The 13,780-nt window shown below is 60.8% G+C and carries 27 protein-coding genes and 1 pseudogene; 15 read left to right on the top strand and 13 right to left on the bottom strand.

The window, feature by feature from the left end; all coding sequences use genetic code 11:
* The 11 genes and pseudogenes from ACW4TB_RS26275 to ACW4TB_RS26225 all read right to left on the bottom strand — a co-directional run bounded on the left by ACW4TB_RS26275 (position 1) and on the right by ACW4TB_RS26225 (position 3,655).
* Positions 1-249 carry a helix-turn-helix transcriptional regulator gene (locus ACW4TB_RS26275; RefSeq protein ID WP_064314536.1) on the bottom strand — a complete coding sequence of 83 codons (249 nt, stop codon included), beginning with the start codon at positions 247-249 and terminating at the stop codon, positions 1-3.
* A 54-nt stretch (positions 250-303) separates the two neighbouring features.
* Positions 304-546, bottom strand: coding sequence for a hypothetical protein (locus ACW4TB_RS26270; RefSeq protein ID WP_064314535.1), 243 nt, complete (start codon positions 544-546; stop codon positions 304-306).
* Positions 536-1,006 carry an HNH endonuclease signature motif containing protein gene (locus tag ACW4TB_RS26265; protein WP_225785778.1) on the bottom strand — a complete coding sequence of 157 codons (471 nt, stop codon included), beginning with the start codon at positions 1,004-1,006 and terminating at the stop codon, positions 536-538. Before ACW4TB_RS26265 ends, ACW4TB_RS26270 begins: the two co-directional genes overlap by 11 nt.
* Before the next feature lie 79 nt (positions 1,007-1,085).
* Positions 1,086-1,448, bottom strand: coding sequence for a hypothetical protein (locus ACW4TB_RS26260; RefSeq protein WP_064314541.1), 363 nt, complete (start codon positions 1,446-1,448; stop codon positions 1,086-1,088).
* Positions 1,445-1,588, bottom strand: coding sequence for a hypothetical protein (locus tag ACW4TB_RS26255; RefSeq protein ID WP_172828411.1), 144 nt, complete (start codon positions 1,586-1,588; stop codon positions 1,445-1,447). The genes ACW4TB_RS26260 and ACW4TB_RS26255 overlap by 4 nt, the downstream gene beginning before the upstream one ends.
* Complete coding sequence (locus ACW4TB_RS26250; protein WP_064314533.1) at positions 1,585-1,968, bottom strand: hypothetical protein; 384 nt, start codon at positions 1,966-1,968, stop codon at positions 1,585-1,587. Before ACW4TB_RS26250 ends, ACW4TB_RS26255 begins: the two co-directional genes overlap by 4 nt.
* The gene (locus tag ACW4TB_RS26245) at positions 1,955-2,182 is read right to left on the bottom strand and encodes a YlcI/YnfO family protein (protein WP_064314532.1); all 228 of its coding nucleotides are present in this window, start codon (positions 2,180-2,182) and stop codon (positions 1,955-1,957) included. Before ACW4TB_RS26245 ends, ACW4TB_RS26250 begins: the two co-directional genes overlap by 14 nt.
* A 115-nt stretch (positions 2,183-2,297) precedes the next feature.
* Positions 2,298-2,477 (bottom strand): annotated as a pseudogene (csrA, locus tag ACW4TB_RS26240) (carbon storage regulator CsrA); the annotation flags it as partial.
* Between the two features lie 45 nt (positions 2,478-2,522).
* Positions 2,523-2,726 (bottom strand): hypothetical protein, encoded by a 204-nt coding sequence (locus ACW4TB_RS26235; RefSeq protein ID WP_064314530.1) that lies wholly within the window; start codon positions 2,724-2,726, stop codon positions 2,523-2,525.
* The gene (locus ACW4TB_RS26230) at positions 2,723-3,160 is read right to left on the bottom strand and encodes a tellurite resistance TerB family protein (RefSeq protein WP_016489238.1); all 438 of its coding nucleotides are present in this window, start codon (positions 3,158-3,160) and stop codon (positions 2,723-2,725) included. Before ACW4TB_RS26230 ends, ACW4TB_RS26235 begins: the two co-directional genes overlap by 4 nt.
* Positions 3,161-3,265: 105 nt before the next feature.
* Positions 3,266-3,655, bottom strand: coding sequence for a LuxR C-terminal-related transcriptional regulator (locus ACW4TB_RS26225; RefSeq protein WP_064314529.1), 390 nt, complete (start codon positions 3,653-3,655; stop codon positions 3,266-3,268).
* 31 nt (positions 3,656-3,686) lie between these two features.
* On the opposite strand from ACW4TB_RS26225, the gene ACW4TB_RS26220 reads away from it, so the two are divergent.
* Entirely contained in the window at positions 3,687-4,130 is a 444-nt protein-coding gene (locus ACW4TB_RS26220) for a DUF1654 domain-containing protein (RefSeq protein ID WP_455843114.1), read from the top strand.
* A 35-nt stretch (positions 4,131-4,165) separates the two neighbouring features.
* Here the strand turns inward: ACW4TB_RS26220 and ACW4TB_RS26215 are convergent, their stop codons facing one another.
* On the bottom strand, positions 4,166-4,996 hold the full coding sequence (locus ACW4TB_RS26215; RefSeq protein ID WP_009681851.1) for an XRE family transcriptional regulator: 831 nt from the start codon (positions 4,994-4,996) through the stop codon (positions 4,166-4,168).
* Between the two features lie 91 nt (positions 4,997-5,087).
* Here ACW4TB_RS26215 and ACW4TB_RS26210 point away from each other — a divergent pair, with 91 nt between their 5' ends.
* The 14 genes from ACW4TB_RS26210 (at position 5,088) to ACW4TB_RS26145 (ending at position 13,264) form a co-directional block, all read left to right on the top strand.
* Positions 5,088-5,384, top strand: a complete 297-nt coding sequence (locus tag ACW4TB_RS26210; RefSeq protein WP_009681850.1) for a Cro/CI family transcriptional regulator — start codon at positions 5,088-5,090, stop codon at positions 5,382-5,384.
* 139 nt (positions 5,385-5,523) lie between these two features.
* Positions 5,524-5,874: a hypothetical protein gene (locus tag ACW4TB_RS26205; protein ID WP_064314528.1), complete on the top strand. Its 351-nt coding sequence runs from the start codon at positions 5,524-5,526 to the stop codon at positions 5,872-5,874.
* A gap of 8 nt (positions 5,875-5,882) precedes the next feature.
* A complete protein-coding gene (locus ACW4TB_RS26200; protein WP_064314527.1) occupies positions 5,883-6,116 on the top strand; it encodes a hypothetical protein in 234 nt (77 codons plus the stop codon).
* Positions 6,113-6,409: a hypothetical protein gene (locus tag ACW4TB_RS26195; protein ID WP_019438276.1), complete on the top strand. Its 297-nt coding sequence runs from the start codon at positions 6,113-6,115 to the stop codon at positions 6,407-6,409. The genes ACW4TB_RS26200 and ACW4TB_RS26195 overlap by 4 nt, the downstream gene beginning before the upstream one ends.
* Positions 6,406-7,002 (top strand): hypothetical protein, encoded by a 597-nt coding sequence (locus ACW4TB_RS26190; protein WP_009681846.1) that lies wholly within the window; start codon positions 6,406-6,408, stop codon positions 7,000-7,002. The genes ACW4TB_RS26195 and ACW4TB_RS26190 overlap by 4 nt, the downstream gene beginning before the upstream one ends.
* Positions 6,999-7,229, top strand: a complete 231-nt coding sequence (locus tag ACW4TB_RS26185) for a hypothetical protein (protein WP_064314526.1) — start codon at positions 6,999-7,001, stop codon at positions 7,227-7,229. The genes ACW4TB_RS26190 and ACW4TB_RS26185 overlap by 4 nt, the downstream gene beginning before the upstream one ends.
* A 4-nt stretch (positions 7,230-7,233) precedes the next feature.
* Positions 7,234-8,031, top strand: coding sequence for a helix-turn-helix domain-containing protein (locus ACW4TB_RS26180; protein WP_064314525.1), 798 nt, complete (start codon positions 7,234-7,236; stop codon positions 8,029-8,031).
* Positions 8,012-8,812 (top strand): ATP-binding protein, encoded by an 801-nt coding sequence (locus ACW4TB_RS26175; protein ID WP_064314524.1) that lies wholly within the window; start codon positions 8,012-8,014, stop codon positions 8,810-8,812. Before ACW4TB_RS26180 ends, ACW4TB_RS26175 begins: the two co-directional genes overlap by 20 nt.
* Positions 8,809-10,191 (top strand): replicative DNA helicase, encoded by a 1,383-nt coding sequence (locus ACW4TB_RS26170; protein WP_064314523.1) that lies wholly within the window; start codon positions 8,809-8,811, stop codon positions 10,189-10,191. The genes ACW4TB_RS26175 and ACW4TB_RS26170 overlap by 4 nt, the downstream gene beginning before the upstream one ends.
* Entirely contained in the window at positions 10,188-10,532 is a 345-nt protein-coding gene (locus ACW4TB_RS26165) for a Lar family restriction alleviation protein (protein ID WP_064314522.1), read from the top strand. Before ACW4TB_RS26170 ends, ACW4TB_RS26165 begins: the two co-directional genes overlap by 4 nt.
* Entirely contained in the window at positions 10,529-11,863 is a 1,335-nt protein-coding gene (locus ACW4TB_RS26160) for a tyrosine-type recombinase/integrase (RefSeq protein WP_064314521.1), read from the top strand. The genes ACW4TB_RS26165 and ACW4TB_RS26160 overlap by 4 nt, the downstream gene beginning before the upstream one ends.
* The gene (locus ACW4TB_RS26155; protein WP_029887649.1) at positions 11,856-12,143 is read left to right on the top strand and encodes a hypothetical protein; all 288 of its coding nucleotides are present in this window, start codon (positions 11,856-11,858) and stop codon (positions 12,141-12,143) included. The genes ACW4TB_RS26160 and ACW4TB_RS26155 overlap by 8 nt, the downstream gene beginning before the upstream one ends.
* On the top strand, positions 12,140-12,529 hold the full coding sequence (locus ACW4TB_RS26150) for an antiterminator Q family protein (protein WP_064314520.1): 390 nt from the start codon (positions 12,140-12,142) through the stop codon (positions 12,527-12,529). The genes ACW4TB_RS26155 and ACW4TB_RS26150 overlap by 4 nt, the downstream gene beginning before the upstream one ends.
* Before the next feature lie 225 nt (positions 12,530-12,754).
* Positions 12,755-13,264 (top strand): acyloxyacyl hydrolase, encoded by a 510-nt coding sequence (locus ACW4TB_RS26145; RefSeq protein WP_016489223.1) that lies wholly within the window; start codon positions 12,755-12,757, stop codon positions 13,262-13,264.
* Between the two features lie 316 nt (positions 13,265-13,580).
* Here ACW4TB_RS26145 and ACW4TB_RS26140 read toward each other — a convergent pair whose 3' ends face one another.
* Positions 13,581-13,769 (bottom strand): ECs_2282 family putative zinc-binding protein, encoded by a 189-nt coding sequence (locus tag ACW4TB_RS26140; RefSeq protein ID WP_009685283.1) that lies wholly within the window; start codon positions 13,767-13,769, stop codon positions 13,581-13,583.
* Positions 13,770-13,780 lie beyond the last annotated feature (11 nt).

Here is a 13,780-nt window from a genome sequence, read left to right as displayed (position 1 = left end):
TCAAGCAACACGCAAAGATGGAGGGGCTTTCCGTTTCCGGCCAGGCTTCGGCTTTGCGTGTTCCCCATCCCGATACTCGCGCAGGAACTTGCGCACGTCCTCTTTCAGCCAGCAGTGCCGGTTGCCCATCTTGAAGCTCTTGGGCAACCACGGCACGCCTCGACGAATGCCCTCTCTGATCGACGCCTCGGTGCGGCCCAGCAGCTTGGCCAGGCCCTCGACCGTCAGCACCTCGGTCTCTTCGCTCATTCCTTCCTCCCGGCCTGACGCGTCAGGTTTTGATTGTCATGCTGAACTGTCACGTCAGGTTCGTTTCGCTGGCGGTAGGGATGGCTTCGACTCAATGAACGAGCTGGCCGGGTTCTCGCCGCCGATGTGGCGGAAGTAGTCGATCTCAACCTTTGCGCTTTCAATCAGCACACGACTGATATCCGATACTGACTGGGCCCGCTGGACCTCCTTGGCCAAGTTGTCGTCATCGGCCTCACGCACCGCTTCGAGCTGGGCGAACAGGTGGTCTCGAAGGTCGCTGAGCTTATTTTTCATTCCTAGTCTTCCTCTTGATCTCTTTTTTCAGTTCGTTCTGCAGGTGGAGGATGTCAACGATCTCCTCCGGCAGTCCTCGGTAGTGGTGGTTGTTGCGCAATTGGTGCTCGGCTCGCGTTCGCAGGCAAAGGTTATCGAGGTTGACGTTCTGGACGTTCCCATCCTTTGCCGCGACGATCATTCCTTCGGGGACTGGGCCGTTTACCTGCTCCCAGGTATGGACATGCAGCGGCTTCCACACATCTGGCTGAGCGATCTTGATTAGGGTGTAGCGGCCTTTACGATGGGTAGCGCCTATCGGTCTAGGATCTTGGCCCGGCGATTCTCCCCGGGCTTCACATGCAGCCAGAAAGATCCGTCGATGTGTTTCTGATCGATGTGCCTCGGTCTTACTCAGGCCGAACAGGTTGGCCCGCAGTGTGATCGCGGTCTTGGTGCGTTCCGGCAACAACACGAGCATTTCCTTGTTCGTTCGGGTCGGATAGAACTGGCGAAGGACAGCGTCTTCCGCCTCTGTCCAGCGCTTGACTGGCCCGCGCCTAGTCATGGCTTGCTCCGGCCTGTAGTTCTCCGATAACCGATTGGATGCCGGCCACATAGCTGCCAGGCCGGCCTGCAGTCGCGCCGTTCAATCGCTCTACCACTACCTCGACGGGGGAGCCCCTCAGCGAGGCGACTAAGTCGATCGCCCAGTTCCTCGCTTCCAGGTACATGAAGCGATTGATGGGGCCGGCCGGAGGCAGTGCCGGGTCAGAAAATTTCCGGGCCGGCTCTGCAAGCTGCGTAGACGGGATCTTTGCGGCCGATCTCGATACGACCGAGTTGACCCGGCCGCGACCCCGCTTGAGCCCCATCGATTCGATGATCTCCATCGCTGCCTGGCTGACATCCCGCGTGCTCATGAGCATCCCCGGAAGTGGTCGGCCAGCACTTGGCGCCCGTCCAGGCCGCAGGCGGCGGACAGGTCGAGCACTTGGCCAAAGGTGGTTTGGCGCTGCTGCAGGGCATCCCGCAGCAGCAGAAGCAGGCCGGCCTGGGTCATGGCTGCTGCTCCTGCACCACCTGCTGCTGCATGGCCTGCACGCGCAGTGCGGTGTCGATCTCCTGGTCGAGCTCTTCGCCGGATAGCCAGTTATCGCCACGCACCACCAGAAGGTCTTCATCGGGGTCTTCGATGCGCTCGCGGTTACGCAGAAAGCGGTAACGGCGAGCATCGGCGGACATGCGGACGTGGTTGTCGATGGAGAACTCTTCGCGGTCAAGCGCTGGGGTTACAAGGTCGCCCTGGCTGGCCCCGGTGATAACAGCCAAGCCGCGCCCGATTGAAACGTGGGCCCCGCGGAGAGCGAACGGCAGGACCTGATCCAGGCTGCCACCCACGGGCGCTTTCAAAACCAAGGTGATACGGTCAGGCGCTTGCATGTTGAACCCCCTTGGATTCTGCTGCCTGGGCCAGCGCATCGAGGAGGGCGTTGGCACGGGCGCGTCCATCCAGTTCGTTGCGAATCGCGGTGACGATCAGCGAGTTCATCGAACGGTCGTCTGCGTCTGCTGCCGCTGCAACCTGGTCACGCATGCCATCCGGCAGTCGAACCACGAACTTGTCCGCCTCGCGGGAGCCGTATTCAAAGGCCATGGGCCACCTCCTTATTTACCTGCACGGCTTGTTCCTCAGCCAGCAGCTGGCGCCACTCCGATTCGGTGCGGTTGGCGTACAGCGGTTCGGACCGGTCGGGCTCAGGTTGATTTGCCGGCGCCGATTGCTGCAGGCCGGCCTGGATGCGCTCGAAGATTTCCTCGCGGTGCACAGCTACGCCTTCCGGAGCTTCGATGCCGAGGCGCACCTGGCTGCCCTTCACGCCCAGCACAACAACGGTGATGTTGTCGGAAATCTTGATGGCTTCGCCTACCCGGCGAGTAAGGATCAACATGGTCAAACTCCTTGTAGGTGTGGGCGGCGAGCGCCGCCCTTCAGCTCACTGCGTTGTGCGCAGTTCGTTGCGTGGCACCCAGCCGCCGGTGGTTTTCACCATGCAACCGACGTAGGGCGCGAACTTGGTTTGCCGCTCTGTCTGGTAGCCGTACCATTGGCACGACCCCCAGTTCACAACGGCGGTGATTGCGAGCGCGGACAGGGCGAGCCCCGCAACCGCGCCCAGGCCAACGTGCTTTCGTTTCACGCCTCGATCCCGAAGTCTTTCGGGCGCAGACCCAACTGCACGCCTACTTCGGCCAGGACCTTCAGCTCTTCTGGGCTGATGTTCCCGTCACCTTCGGCAACTGTGATCATGTTCACGAACACCTCTTCAGCATCGAGGGGGTTGTTCTTGATGTCCGCGATCTCGCGCATGATGTTCATGCGCCCCAAGCGGAACCCGGCCTGCAGCTGCTCGGTGAACAGATTCACAGTGGCGGTGATTTCCTGGCCGAAGTGCTCGAGGTTTTTGTTGGCGCGGATCTGAATGTCGATCTGCGCTGCCTCATTCTTGCTGATCTCGCCATCAGCTGCAGCGACCAGCAGGCAGCCCCCTACGATGGCCTGCATCAGGTCGCGGTTTTCCAGCTTCTTGACTGCGCGCTTGGCGCCGAACAACTTCTTTCCAATGCCGAACATAGGTGTTTCCTCTGGTTGGTTGATGTTTCTTCGGGCAAGCCGGGGACCTGCCGCGTTTGTTGGCTTTCGCAAAAATCAGGGTTGGATCAAGTCAGGCGGGGAGCGTCACGCCACCGCCAAGGCGCATTCGGCGCGCCGGTTTGCTACACGGGTTTCAATCTTTCTTTCGCCACTGTTGCCACCGCGGCGGATGCGGGTGAATTCATCAGAGCTAGCGACAGAGTGGCCGACGAGGATGGCACACAGAGCAACAATCATCGGGGAGATCAGTCCGCGGCGCATTGCTTCAGCCACAAGCTGGGCACGCTTGATGACGCCGAGCTTAGTGCTGGCGGCAAGTAATCGCTTGTCGATGGTGTCCTTGGCTATACCTAGTTCCCGTGCGGCCTCTTTACTTGTCAGCCCGCATGCCACAGCCATGACGCACTGGAGCTCTCGCTCCGCCAAGCCCAGCCCAAGGCTGCCAGTCCAGTTCCCGAAAGTCAGTGCGTTCATGTGCTTCGCTCCGTGCGAGTGAGTTGATGGGGTGAATAATGGTTTCCCTTTATCCGCCTGTCAACAGGTATACCTTTATTTCTTGGCGGCGCTTCCCTCAGGCATCCTCACTTGGTTACCCTTTTCTGTATGGATATACAGTAATCAGGGGATGGGTGTGGCCAAGCAAAAAAAACAAGCGGCAGAGCAGCGCACAGAGATGACAGGCATGGAACGTTTGGTCTTGAGAGTTTCTTCGATGATCAACCACCCGATAGCTCAGACCCAGAGGTGGGTGACAATTCACCAGCTTGATACTGATAGTGATCAGAATTGGGAGGAGGTCATGAGCATGATCGCCGAAACCCCAGGAATAGAAATGACCTTCAGCGATGATGGAAGCGTGACGCTTCAGTGGGAGGCCGATGAAGAGCAGACCTCCACCTTGGCGATGGAGGGGGCAGAAGCCGAAGAGGAGGTCGCCGCCCCGTTTTGAGCCCGCATGTGCGCGCTGAGCCCTGACTCGGCGCGCTAGAGCAGGTTGCCATTCCAGACGTAGAGGACCTTTGCCTGGATGTAGGTCTCTTCTTTGCGGATCATCCGATCCTTATGTTTGGGGTTGTCGGAGATCATCTCGAAGTGCTCATCGTCCGCGACCTGCAGTCGCTTGATGTACTCATGGCCACCCCAGGATATGAAGTACACACCATCCCCCACGAACTCTCGAACGGTTACGTCGACGATCAGCGGATCTCGGTCTTTGATCGTTGGGGCCATAGACTGCCCCCACCCCGTGACGAGTTTCAGGTGGTGCGGCTCCTTGAAGTCCAGCCCCAGCTCTCGCAGGTGCCGCAGGCTGACGCGTACATCTCGGAGCATTTCCGGGTAGTCGTGCGTCACCTGGCCGCTACCCATTGCACCCCGCACGTCGTAATGTGCGATTCGGATCATATCGCCAGCGGAGCCACGGCTAGCGCCTACCTTTGCAGAGCCGTCGCCAGGGGGGGAATCGGTCTCTTCGGCAGCTTGGAGTAGACGATTGCGCGCCTCTTCCGACAGGCCCGAGCCCGTTTTTGCCAGCATCTGCCTGACCATGTCCGCAGCCGAGAGCTTCTGTATCTCCTCACCGACGAGAGCGTAACCTGGCTCGGTTGGGGCGGGAATGCTACCCACTCCCTCCGCCAACCATAGCGCGTCAACCCCGCAGATCTGGGCGATCTTCACCAGGTGGCTGCTGGATCGGGAGAGCCCTCTCTCGATTTCCGAGATTGAGGCTTGCGCGATGCCAGCCCTTTCGGCCAGCTCGGTCTGGGTAAGCCCTTTCAGGCGGCGGGCGTGTTTGAGTCGATCTTTGAGTTCCATAACGCACCAATCTAATGGTTAGCCTTTTTCCTTGCAAAAAGGTATGCCTCTAAAATACAGTAAAGGCATACCTCTATTCGGCGTTAAGCCCATGAATGAAATCTTCAATGACCTGGTCAAGTTTTTTGGCGGCCAGGTGGCAACAGCGAAAGCGCTAGGCGTGACGCAAGGCACTGTCAGCGGTTGGGTGCGCGGCGTCCATGGCTGCTCTGCTGATATGGCGCTGATCATTCAGGCCAAAACTCATGGGCGTTTCGCCGCTTCGTGCATTCGTCCATCGCTGGCGGAATCGCTTCCGACCTTGGAACAAAAGGTAGCAGCAAGAAGCCATCACGCGCAGCCCAACGAATCTGCTGTGAATTCATCCAGTACGGCGCTGGCCAGCTGATGAGCACCCACGCCGCTCAGTTTTTGTTGTCCGGCTGACTTTTCAGCAGGCAACAAAAAACCCGCTTGCCGGCGGGTTCTTTAGATCCGGTCCCTTGCCGGGGACCTTCTTGAAACGTCTTTGATTAGGAGACGGCGATATGTCGCACCCAAAAAATACCACCGAGGCACCGCCAACGCAAGCCGGCCCGCTTGTGACCATGGCGACTAAATTCAACCAGAACGGGGACGAGTACTTCTTTTCGACGGTGCCTGGGATCAGTTGCTCTGAGGCGTTCAACTTTGCAAGTGCCAATCTGAGCGCAGCAGAAGACCTGCTCGGCCAGCTCGTCCAGGTCAATGCAAGCTGTAACTTGGCCTTTGCGATCCGCGCATTGGTTGGCCAAGCGAGAGCGCTGATCGACTCCGGGGTTGGATCTGTCGAGCAGGCCGAAGACTTCGCGCCACAAAACCTTGTATCTCCGATTCGTGGCGCGGGGGTGTCGGAATGAGCCATCCCATGACCAGGTTTTCTTCCCCCGCCAAGCGCATAGAGGAGGGGCTTGAGCTGCTGGCGATCCTCGCCGAGGTGCTTGAGCACAACGGCGGTTTCAAGGACAGCGGCCCAGGCGAACACCCAGCAATGATCGGCGAACGCGGCGAGGACGGCATCATCCGTTCCATGCGAGTAATCGCCTGGGCGGCTCACCGTGAGTTTTGTCAGATGGCTACGGACTTGGAGATCCCCCAATGAACCAGATTGTCCCGGTGTGGCAGCCAGATGGCTTGCATGGTGAGATCGTCCACGACGTGACCCTCACCGCAGCGGATATCGCGCGTTTTAACGAAGCGCGCGAATCATTCAAGTTGATCAAAGCCTTGTACTGGGCGCATGTCGTGCCCTCGCTCGGCGGATTCGACAACCCTGTAGCCGGCGAACTTGAACGCCTGTTTGAACGTGTCGTTTTCGACACGCGAAACTTTATGTGGCCTCACCGCAACGCAGCTGCCTTCCATGATGCAAAGGATGTGGGAGGTGCAGCATGAGCAGCGTTATCAATTTCCCCGCCGCCCCCGCAGCTGAGGTGATCGACGAAGCCTTCTTCGAGAAGTTCGCCGATGCTGCCCTGCTGATGACGTGCTTCGAGACCGTCGCCAACGCCATCGAGGTGGTGGAGGAGGGCGTCAAGATCCATGAGCGCGACGAAACGCACATCAGCCTCATTGAGGCATGCATGGCGCTGGCGGTGCTCTTCCGTAGGCGAACTGGCTATGCCGTGCAGAATGTTTCTGCTGATCACCTGGAGAAGCAGCGCCAGGCGCTGTTGGCAGGAGAGGTGATCAGTTCTCTACCAATCCCTATCCGCCCGCCTGAGCTCAAGCCGTTGCCCGCGTCTGCTTTTGCCGGCCTGGCCGATCTGGAGCTGGCGCAGGCTGGATTCAACTACATCAGGCGTGTCGGTGAGCTCATCAACGGAAACTGCCCTCACTTGGTTGAGCTGGACCTGGCGAGAGCCCACTCGGTTGACGCCTTGAACGTATACAGCCAACTGATCTCCCGGCTTGCTGGCAGTGCTGCGCAGGATGTGAGTGCTTCTCTTCCGGCCATCACCGGTCCCTCATCGGAGACCCTCCAATGACCACGCCCCCAAACCATGCCCAGGCGCTCCCGCAGCGCGCTGTCGCGTCGATCATCACCGGCCCTTGGCCAAGCTACGCCGCATTCCGGGACCTGCCAGAGCGCGAGCGTTGGGTGCTGTACGGAAGCGCGAAGGCTTATCGCGAGGCGCTGGAGCTTCAGGGGTTCCAGATGGCCGAGAGCTACGACCAGTTTGTCCGGCGGGTGACCGCTGAGTTGGAGATTTGAACCGATGAGCGTTCAAGCAATGACCTGGGCCCTAGAACAGCAGGAGGTTGGCGAGCCGCATGCCCGGCACGTCCTGCTGTGCCTGGCCAACTATGCCGATCAGGATGGGCGCGCCGCATTCCCTTCGGTGGCTCGTCTTGCAGTCGATACCGGCCTGAGCCCTCGCACTGTCCAGTATCGGCTTCGAGACCTAGAGCAGAAGGGGGCGATCCGCCGGGGCAACCAAGCTATTCCCGCTGCCTACATCACCCAGCGCGATCGCATTCCGGTGTGCTACGACATCGCCATGGAGCGGGGTGCACAGCATGCACCCGGTGCACGCCAAGACGTACCGGGGTGCACGCCAGAACATAACGGGGTGCACGCCACGACAGAACGAGGTGCACAGCATGCACCCGAACCATCAATTAACCACCAATTAACCACCCATAACCGTAAAGAAGGCGCAGACGCCTCAGGTGATGGCAAAGGGAAGCGGAAGGCAAAGGAATCCTTTGACCCTCTGATGGCCAAGCCGGAGAACTGCTCTGATCGCGCTTGGGCCGACTTCTGCGAGATGCGCAAGGCAAAGCGTGCACCGCTGACCAGGCGCGCTTGTGACCTGATTGCCAAGAAGCTGGAAGGGCACCAGAACGCTGATGCGGTCCTCGACAAGTCCACCGTCAGTTGCTGGACCGATGTTTACCCAGAGGCGACGGCAAACGCTGGCGCACGGCCAGGCCGGCCTGGCGCATTCAACAACATCCCTCAGCACACCGATGACATGTACCAGGAGAGCCACGATGGCCGCCCAAATTTCTGATCTGTTTCACCGTACCCCGGCCAAGCGCATCTTCTCCGGCCAGTGCCCGGTGCATGGTCGCGTCGATATGAGCGAAGTCGAGCAGTTGGACGGCTCGATGCTGGCGCGTGGCTGCAAGCGCTGCGCTTGGGAGGCCTTGCATACCAGCCCCCGCGACTCGGCAGAACGCGCCCTGGCCACTGCCCAGCACAAGGTCGAGAAAGCCAGCGAAGCGCTGATCGCTGCCGGGATAACCCCGCGCTTTGCCGGCGCCACCTTCGACAGCTACCGCGCCGATACGGAGCCGCAGCACAGGGCTCTGGCCAAGTGCCAGGCCTATGCCGAGGAGTTCCCGGCCAATTTCCGGGCGGGCCGCTCCCTGCTGCTGACCGGCAACGTCGGTTGCGGTAAGACTCACCTGGCCAGCGCTATCGTCCGTACGGTGGTGGCCGATCAATGCCGTGCGCTGATCATCCCGGCCGGGGACATTGTGAGCATTGCCCGCGCTTCCATGGTGCCCGGCTCGGGCTACACCGACCGTGACGTGGCAGTCCATCTTGGCGGCCTGGACCTGCTGGTGATCGATGAGATCGGTGCGCAGAAGGGCAGCGAGTACGAGCTGGGCCTGCTGCACAGCATCATCGACCGCCGGTATCAGTCCGTGCTGCCGACTGTGGTGATCAGCAACTTGAACGCTGACGGCCTCAAATCCTACATCGGCGATCGCGCCCTTGACCGATTGCGTCAGAACGGCGGGCAGCAAGTCGGGTTCACTTGGGAATCGAAGAGGGCTGCGGCATGAGGGCTCTCTACAGCGACGAGGCTGAGCACGGGGTGCTTGGTGCGGTCATTCACGCTTCGCTGCAGCAAGACGAAGGCCTGGTCGAGGACATGCTCGGCCAGATGACCTCGGCCGACTTCTATCACGCCGACAATGCGGCCCTGTTCGAGGCCATGCTGGAGTGCCGCGAGCAAGCCATGCCCATTGATCCGGTGACCTTGGGGGCAGTTCAACGGCTGCTCCCGGGTGGCGACAACGTCATGGCCTATGCCGCTGAGCTGGCCAGCAAGGTGCCTTCTCTGGCCAACTGGAAGGCCTACGCTAAGCATGTTAAGGAATGGGGCGTGATTCGGCGCATTCTTGACGTGGCAGGCGGCGCGCAGGAAATGGTGCAGGCCGGGGCACCTACCGGCGAAGTAATCGCCGCTGCCCAGCAGGCCATGGCAGACCTGCGCAACCTTGATGGCGAGGCCAAGGGTTACAAGCGGCTGGATCAATGGATGGGAGATGCCGCCGTCCTGGTGGATGAAAAGCATCGAGGGGTGGCGCCGAAGTGGCCCTCCACGGGGCTCGAAAAGCTGGATGAGCTGGTCCAAGGCCTTCGCCCGAAGAAGGTGACCGTAATCGCCGGCCTGCCGGGCAGTGGCAAGACCACCCTGGCCCTGCAGATCGCACAGCACAACGCCGTCAAGGAGCGGAAGCCGTGGCTGGTGTTCTCCATCGAAATGCCCGGCGAAGAACTGGGGCTGCGCGCTATCGCCTCGCTTGGAGGGGTGGCTCTGCACAAGCTGGATAACCCGGCCCAGATGCGCGAAGACGACTGGGCCAGGATGAGCGGTGCCGTAGGATTGGCCCTGGAAGCCCCGCTCTTCGTCTGTGACGACCCGGTGCAGACGCCGTCCACTATTCGCGCCACGGCTCGGCAGTGCCAGCGCGAGCACGGACTGGCCGGCATCGTGGTCGACTACCTGACCCTGGTGCGCAGCGAGCGTGGTGGCCGATCTCGTACCGAGGAAGTGGGCAAGATCAGCAAGGCCCTGCTGCAGCTGGCCAAGGAAATGGCCGTCCCGGTCATTGAGCTGGCCCAGCTGAACCGTGACTCAACCAAGCGCCCTGGGAAGAAGCCCCAATCCAGCGACCTGCGCGACTCTGGTGAGATCGAGGCCGACGCCAGCTGCATCCTGATGGTGCATCGCGACATGGATACGGAGGAGGGCCAGAACGGTCTCACGGAGATCCTGATGACCAAGTGTCGCCATGCGCGGGTTGGCAGCTGCATCGTCCAGCAGGAGGGGCAGTATGGCCGGTTCGCCACCTACGCCGGTTCGCTGCCCAGCGATGATGAGGTCGAGGCTGGGCGTGGCAGCTACGCCCAGCGCTACAAGGGGGCCGACCTGTGACCGAGCCAATCAAGATGGCGCCATGCCCATTCTGCGAAGGGCCGCCCTGCATCACGGCCAAGGATGAAGACGGTACCGAAATTTCTGAGGGCCACACCTTCGACCCCTCTGACGAGTTCCCGATGGTCTCGGCGCACGTCTGGTGCCACGACTGCGGCGCGCAGGGGCCGAACATCGACACGCTGACCCTGGGCACGTTCGAGCGCCTGTATGACCTGCAGGTGGCGGATGTGATGCGGATCGCTGTCGAGAGCTGGAACAACCGCCACGCGAAGGCCCGCGCCTGCTATGACGCTGGCGATCAGAAGGGCCTGAACCTATGGCCGAGGAGGGACGCATGAGCGACACCAAGACCCTCACCGTTACCCTCAGTGACGCGGAGATCCGCCGGCACGCTGCTGGTGAGGTCTTCCAGCTGCGCGACACCCGCCACCGGGAGTTGCGGTTCCGTTTCTCGACTGTGGACCGTTCCCGCGGCGCCTGGCACGTCGTGGTGCGTGGGCGCTGGGGCAAGGCTGGCGATTACCCGGGCATCAACACCAAGACCATGCTGGCCACGCTGCCAGCGATCCTGGCTCGTCGTGCCGCCGATGCCGACGCCAAGTCCACCACCACCAGCTGGGCCACGGTGGGCGATGTGCTGGCGTGGTACCGCGATCGGATGAACCGTGACCGTGGCCTGTCGGCCAAACGCAAGGCCAGCGCCAAGTCAGCGCTTGATCGCCACCTGGTGCCGCGCCTTGGTGACTTGCCGCTGGCCGAGACCAACAAGCAGGCGATCGACCAGCGCCTGATGTGGCCGCTGCAGGAGCGCTATGCTCTGTCCTTCGTGCGCTCGGTCTACGGCGTCCTTTCGGTCGCGTTTCGCCAGGCCCTGCGTCTGGACATGCTGCCAGCCAATCCCATGGCCTCGCTGAAGTTCACCGACTTCGTGCGAACCCGGATCAGGCCGCGACCGGCGCGACTGCGCGGGGATGATGTGCCGGGCCTGCTGGCGGTGATGGCCGAGCGCTTCGAGGTGGAGCCGGCGGGCTGCATGCTGGCCCTGATGATGCTGTGCCACGGTTCGCGGCTGGGTGAGACCCGGCTGGCGCGCTGGCGCAATGTCAACCTTGAGTCGAGGCGCTGGTTCATCCCGGCGGGTGACACGAAGACCAAGGCCGAGCACACGCTGCCGCTGACCGCCCAGGCTTGCGCACTGCTCCGCCGGTACCAGCGCCTGCAGGCCGCCCAGGGTTACACCGGCCTGCTGTTGTTCCCGGGCAGCCACGGTGCACCGCTGAGCCCGAGCAAGGCCAACACCTTGTTCACCGATCTGGCCAAGGGCGAGTGGTCAAGCCATGACCTGCGCAAGGTGGCCCGCACAGCGTGGACCGACCTCGGCGTGGATTACATGGTGGGCGAGCTGCTGCTGAACCACGCCATGAAGGATCTCGACGCCACCTACATCCACACCACGGCCGAAGGGCTGAAGCGTCAGGCTCTGGAGGCCTGGCACCAGCACCTCGACGGGCAGGGGTTCGCCGTCATTCACACCGAGACATTGCTGGGACAGAAAACCGGGCCTGTAGCCGTTGACGCCACTACCTGGGCGGGTTGCGGCACCTCACAGCATCCATCCCAAGGGAGGATGCACGATCAAGATTCCAAGCCAGGAGATGGCCATGAGTAATGTTGCAGCGGCCATGCCGCGCAAAAGCTTGACCCCTGTAGAACGGCAGTTCTTGAAACAAGGCAACCGCCTGCTGCTGGACCAGGACAACGGCCGGATCGCTTCGGCAGCCCTGATGGACATCGTGGCCGACTGGCACGGCTCTCGTGCTGCCCAGGGCTTCGAGCAATATGCAAAGGCCTGGATCATCCAGGGCGGCGCCAAGAACAAACACGCCTACAAGCTGCTGTGTGAGCTGTTTGGCCTGGATACCGACCCAACGCCCCGGAGGGCTGCATGAAGAAACGAACCTACGCGGACAAGGCGCTGGGCGATACCGAGTACATGCTCGAGCAGTGGGGCTGGTGGCGAATGTGTGAGATGGGAGTGCCACGTTACGTGTCGCCTCTCTACGCACTCATGCGCGACAACGTTCCCAGTGAAGGTGGCATTCGCCAGCATGTGATCACTGACGACCTTGCGCTGATCATCGACGGCGCTGTGGCCAGGCTGACGAAGCGCAATCAGCAGATGGGGGATTTCGTGTGGGCTTACTACGGATCGAAGCACCCAGCCATGCGTGTTGGGAGGGAAGCGGGCATGTCTGAGCGCAAGGCGCGGGAGATCATCAAGGCCGGCGTTGCATGGATCGACTGCGCCCTCGAAGAAATTCGAGAGGCTGCATAAATAGCTCTATGCGGGCGGATAAACACCTGTTTTCATAGCAGCGTGTCCAGCTTGCAACGTTACGCGACACAGACAAACCCCGGCCATCGTGTCGGGGTTTTGTGTTTTTGAGGGGCTTCGATTCAGGTAGCCCTCCAGAAAAAGCATTTTTCTTGTATGAGGGAACGATTTGATAGCGCTATGATTCTGATAGGTTGCTACTCAATAATATGGAAGACCGTGAGTATGAAAAACGTTCTCGCCGTTGTGGCGCTTTCCCTTTTCGCTGCGTCCGCCGGAGCGGCTGAGCTATCCGGAGCGCTTGGCGCGACAGGCCAAGGTGGTCTTACAGCGCGCGTCGGCATTGGCTTTAACTGGGACAAAAGCTGGTTTGAATCCAGTACTGGCCGTCTCACCGGTTATTGGGATGCTGGCTACACCTACTGGGAAGCAGGCGATGCTTCAGGTGGGGCTCACTCGCTGTCCTTTGCGCCAGTTTTCGTTTACGAGTTCGGTAGCGGTAACGTGAAGCCATTCGTTGAGGCTGGCATCGGCCTGGCGGTCTTCTCTGGTACCTCCGCAGGTGACCAGGACTTTGGTTCGGCCTTCAACTTCGAAGACCGCATCGGTGCGGGCTTGAAGATCGGCGAGACGCAGAAGGTTGGCATCCGAGCGATTCACTACTCCAACGCTGGCATTAAGCAGCCCAACGACGGTATCGAGTCGTACTCGCTGTTCTACAGCCACCAGATTTAAAAAAGCACGATCCCTCTTTGCCCGCCCTGTGCGGGCTTTTTTGTGCGGATGACACGCTCAGGCAGCTGGACTAAGTCGGTAGTGGCGTCGATCAAAGCCGTGCGCTCCCTGATCGGCTACGCGATGAGAGTCTGGGGTATGTGACCCAGCGATCCAGGCCACCAAGCCGGGTATGCACCGGCCCTCCGCACCCATTCCAAGCCTCGGTATCTGCCGGGGCTTTTTCGTATCTGGAGGCTGTATGGAAAAGCTACAGCTCGACGTTGAGGTTGAGGGCGCCGCTGACTTCCTGCGCCCTCTGGGCGAAACGCTCAAGTCACTTGAACAGTTTCCCGAGCTGCCGCTCCAGGTCTTTCGTGACCTTGTCACCCACAGCCTTCATGAGTTTTCCGTAAGTCTCGACAGCGCCGCACTTGCCGCAGGTGACCTTCGAGTTGTTGTTCGGCCTAGCCGGAACCTCGAACTTGTCACTGCCGCACTTGGCGCACTTGAGGGTTACCTTCATCGTTTTTCGCT

The sequence above is a fragment of the Lelliottia jeotgali genome, from assembly GCF_977070485.1.
The sequence above is the reverse complement of the archived record's forward strand: the minus strand, read 5'-3'. Positions and strand labels throughout refer to the sequence as shown.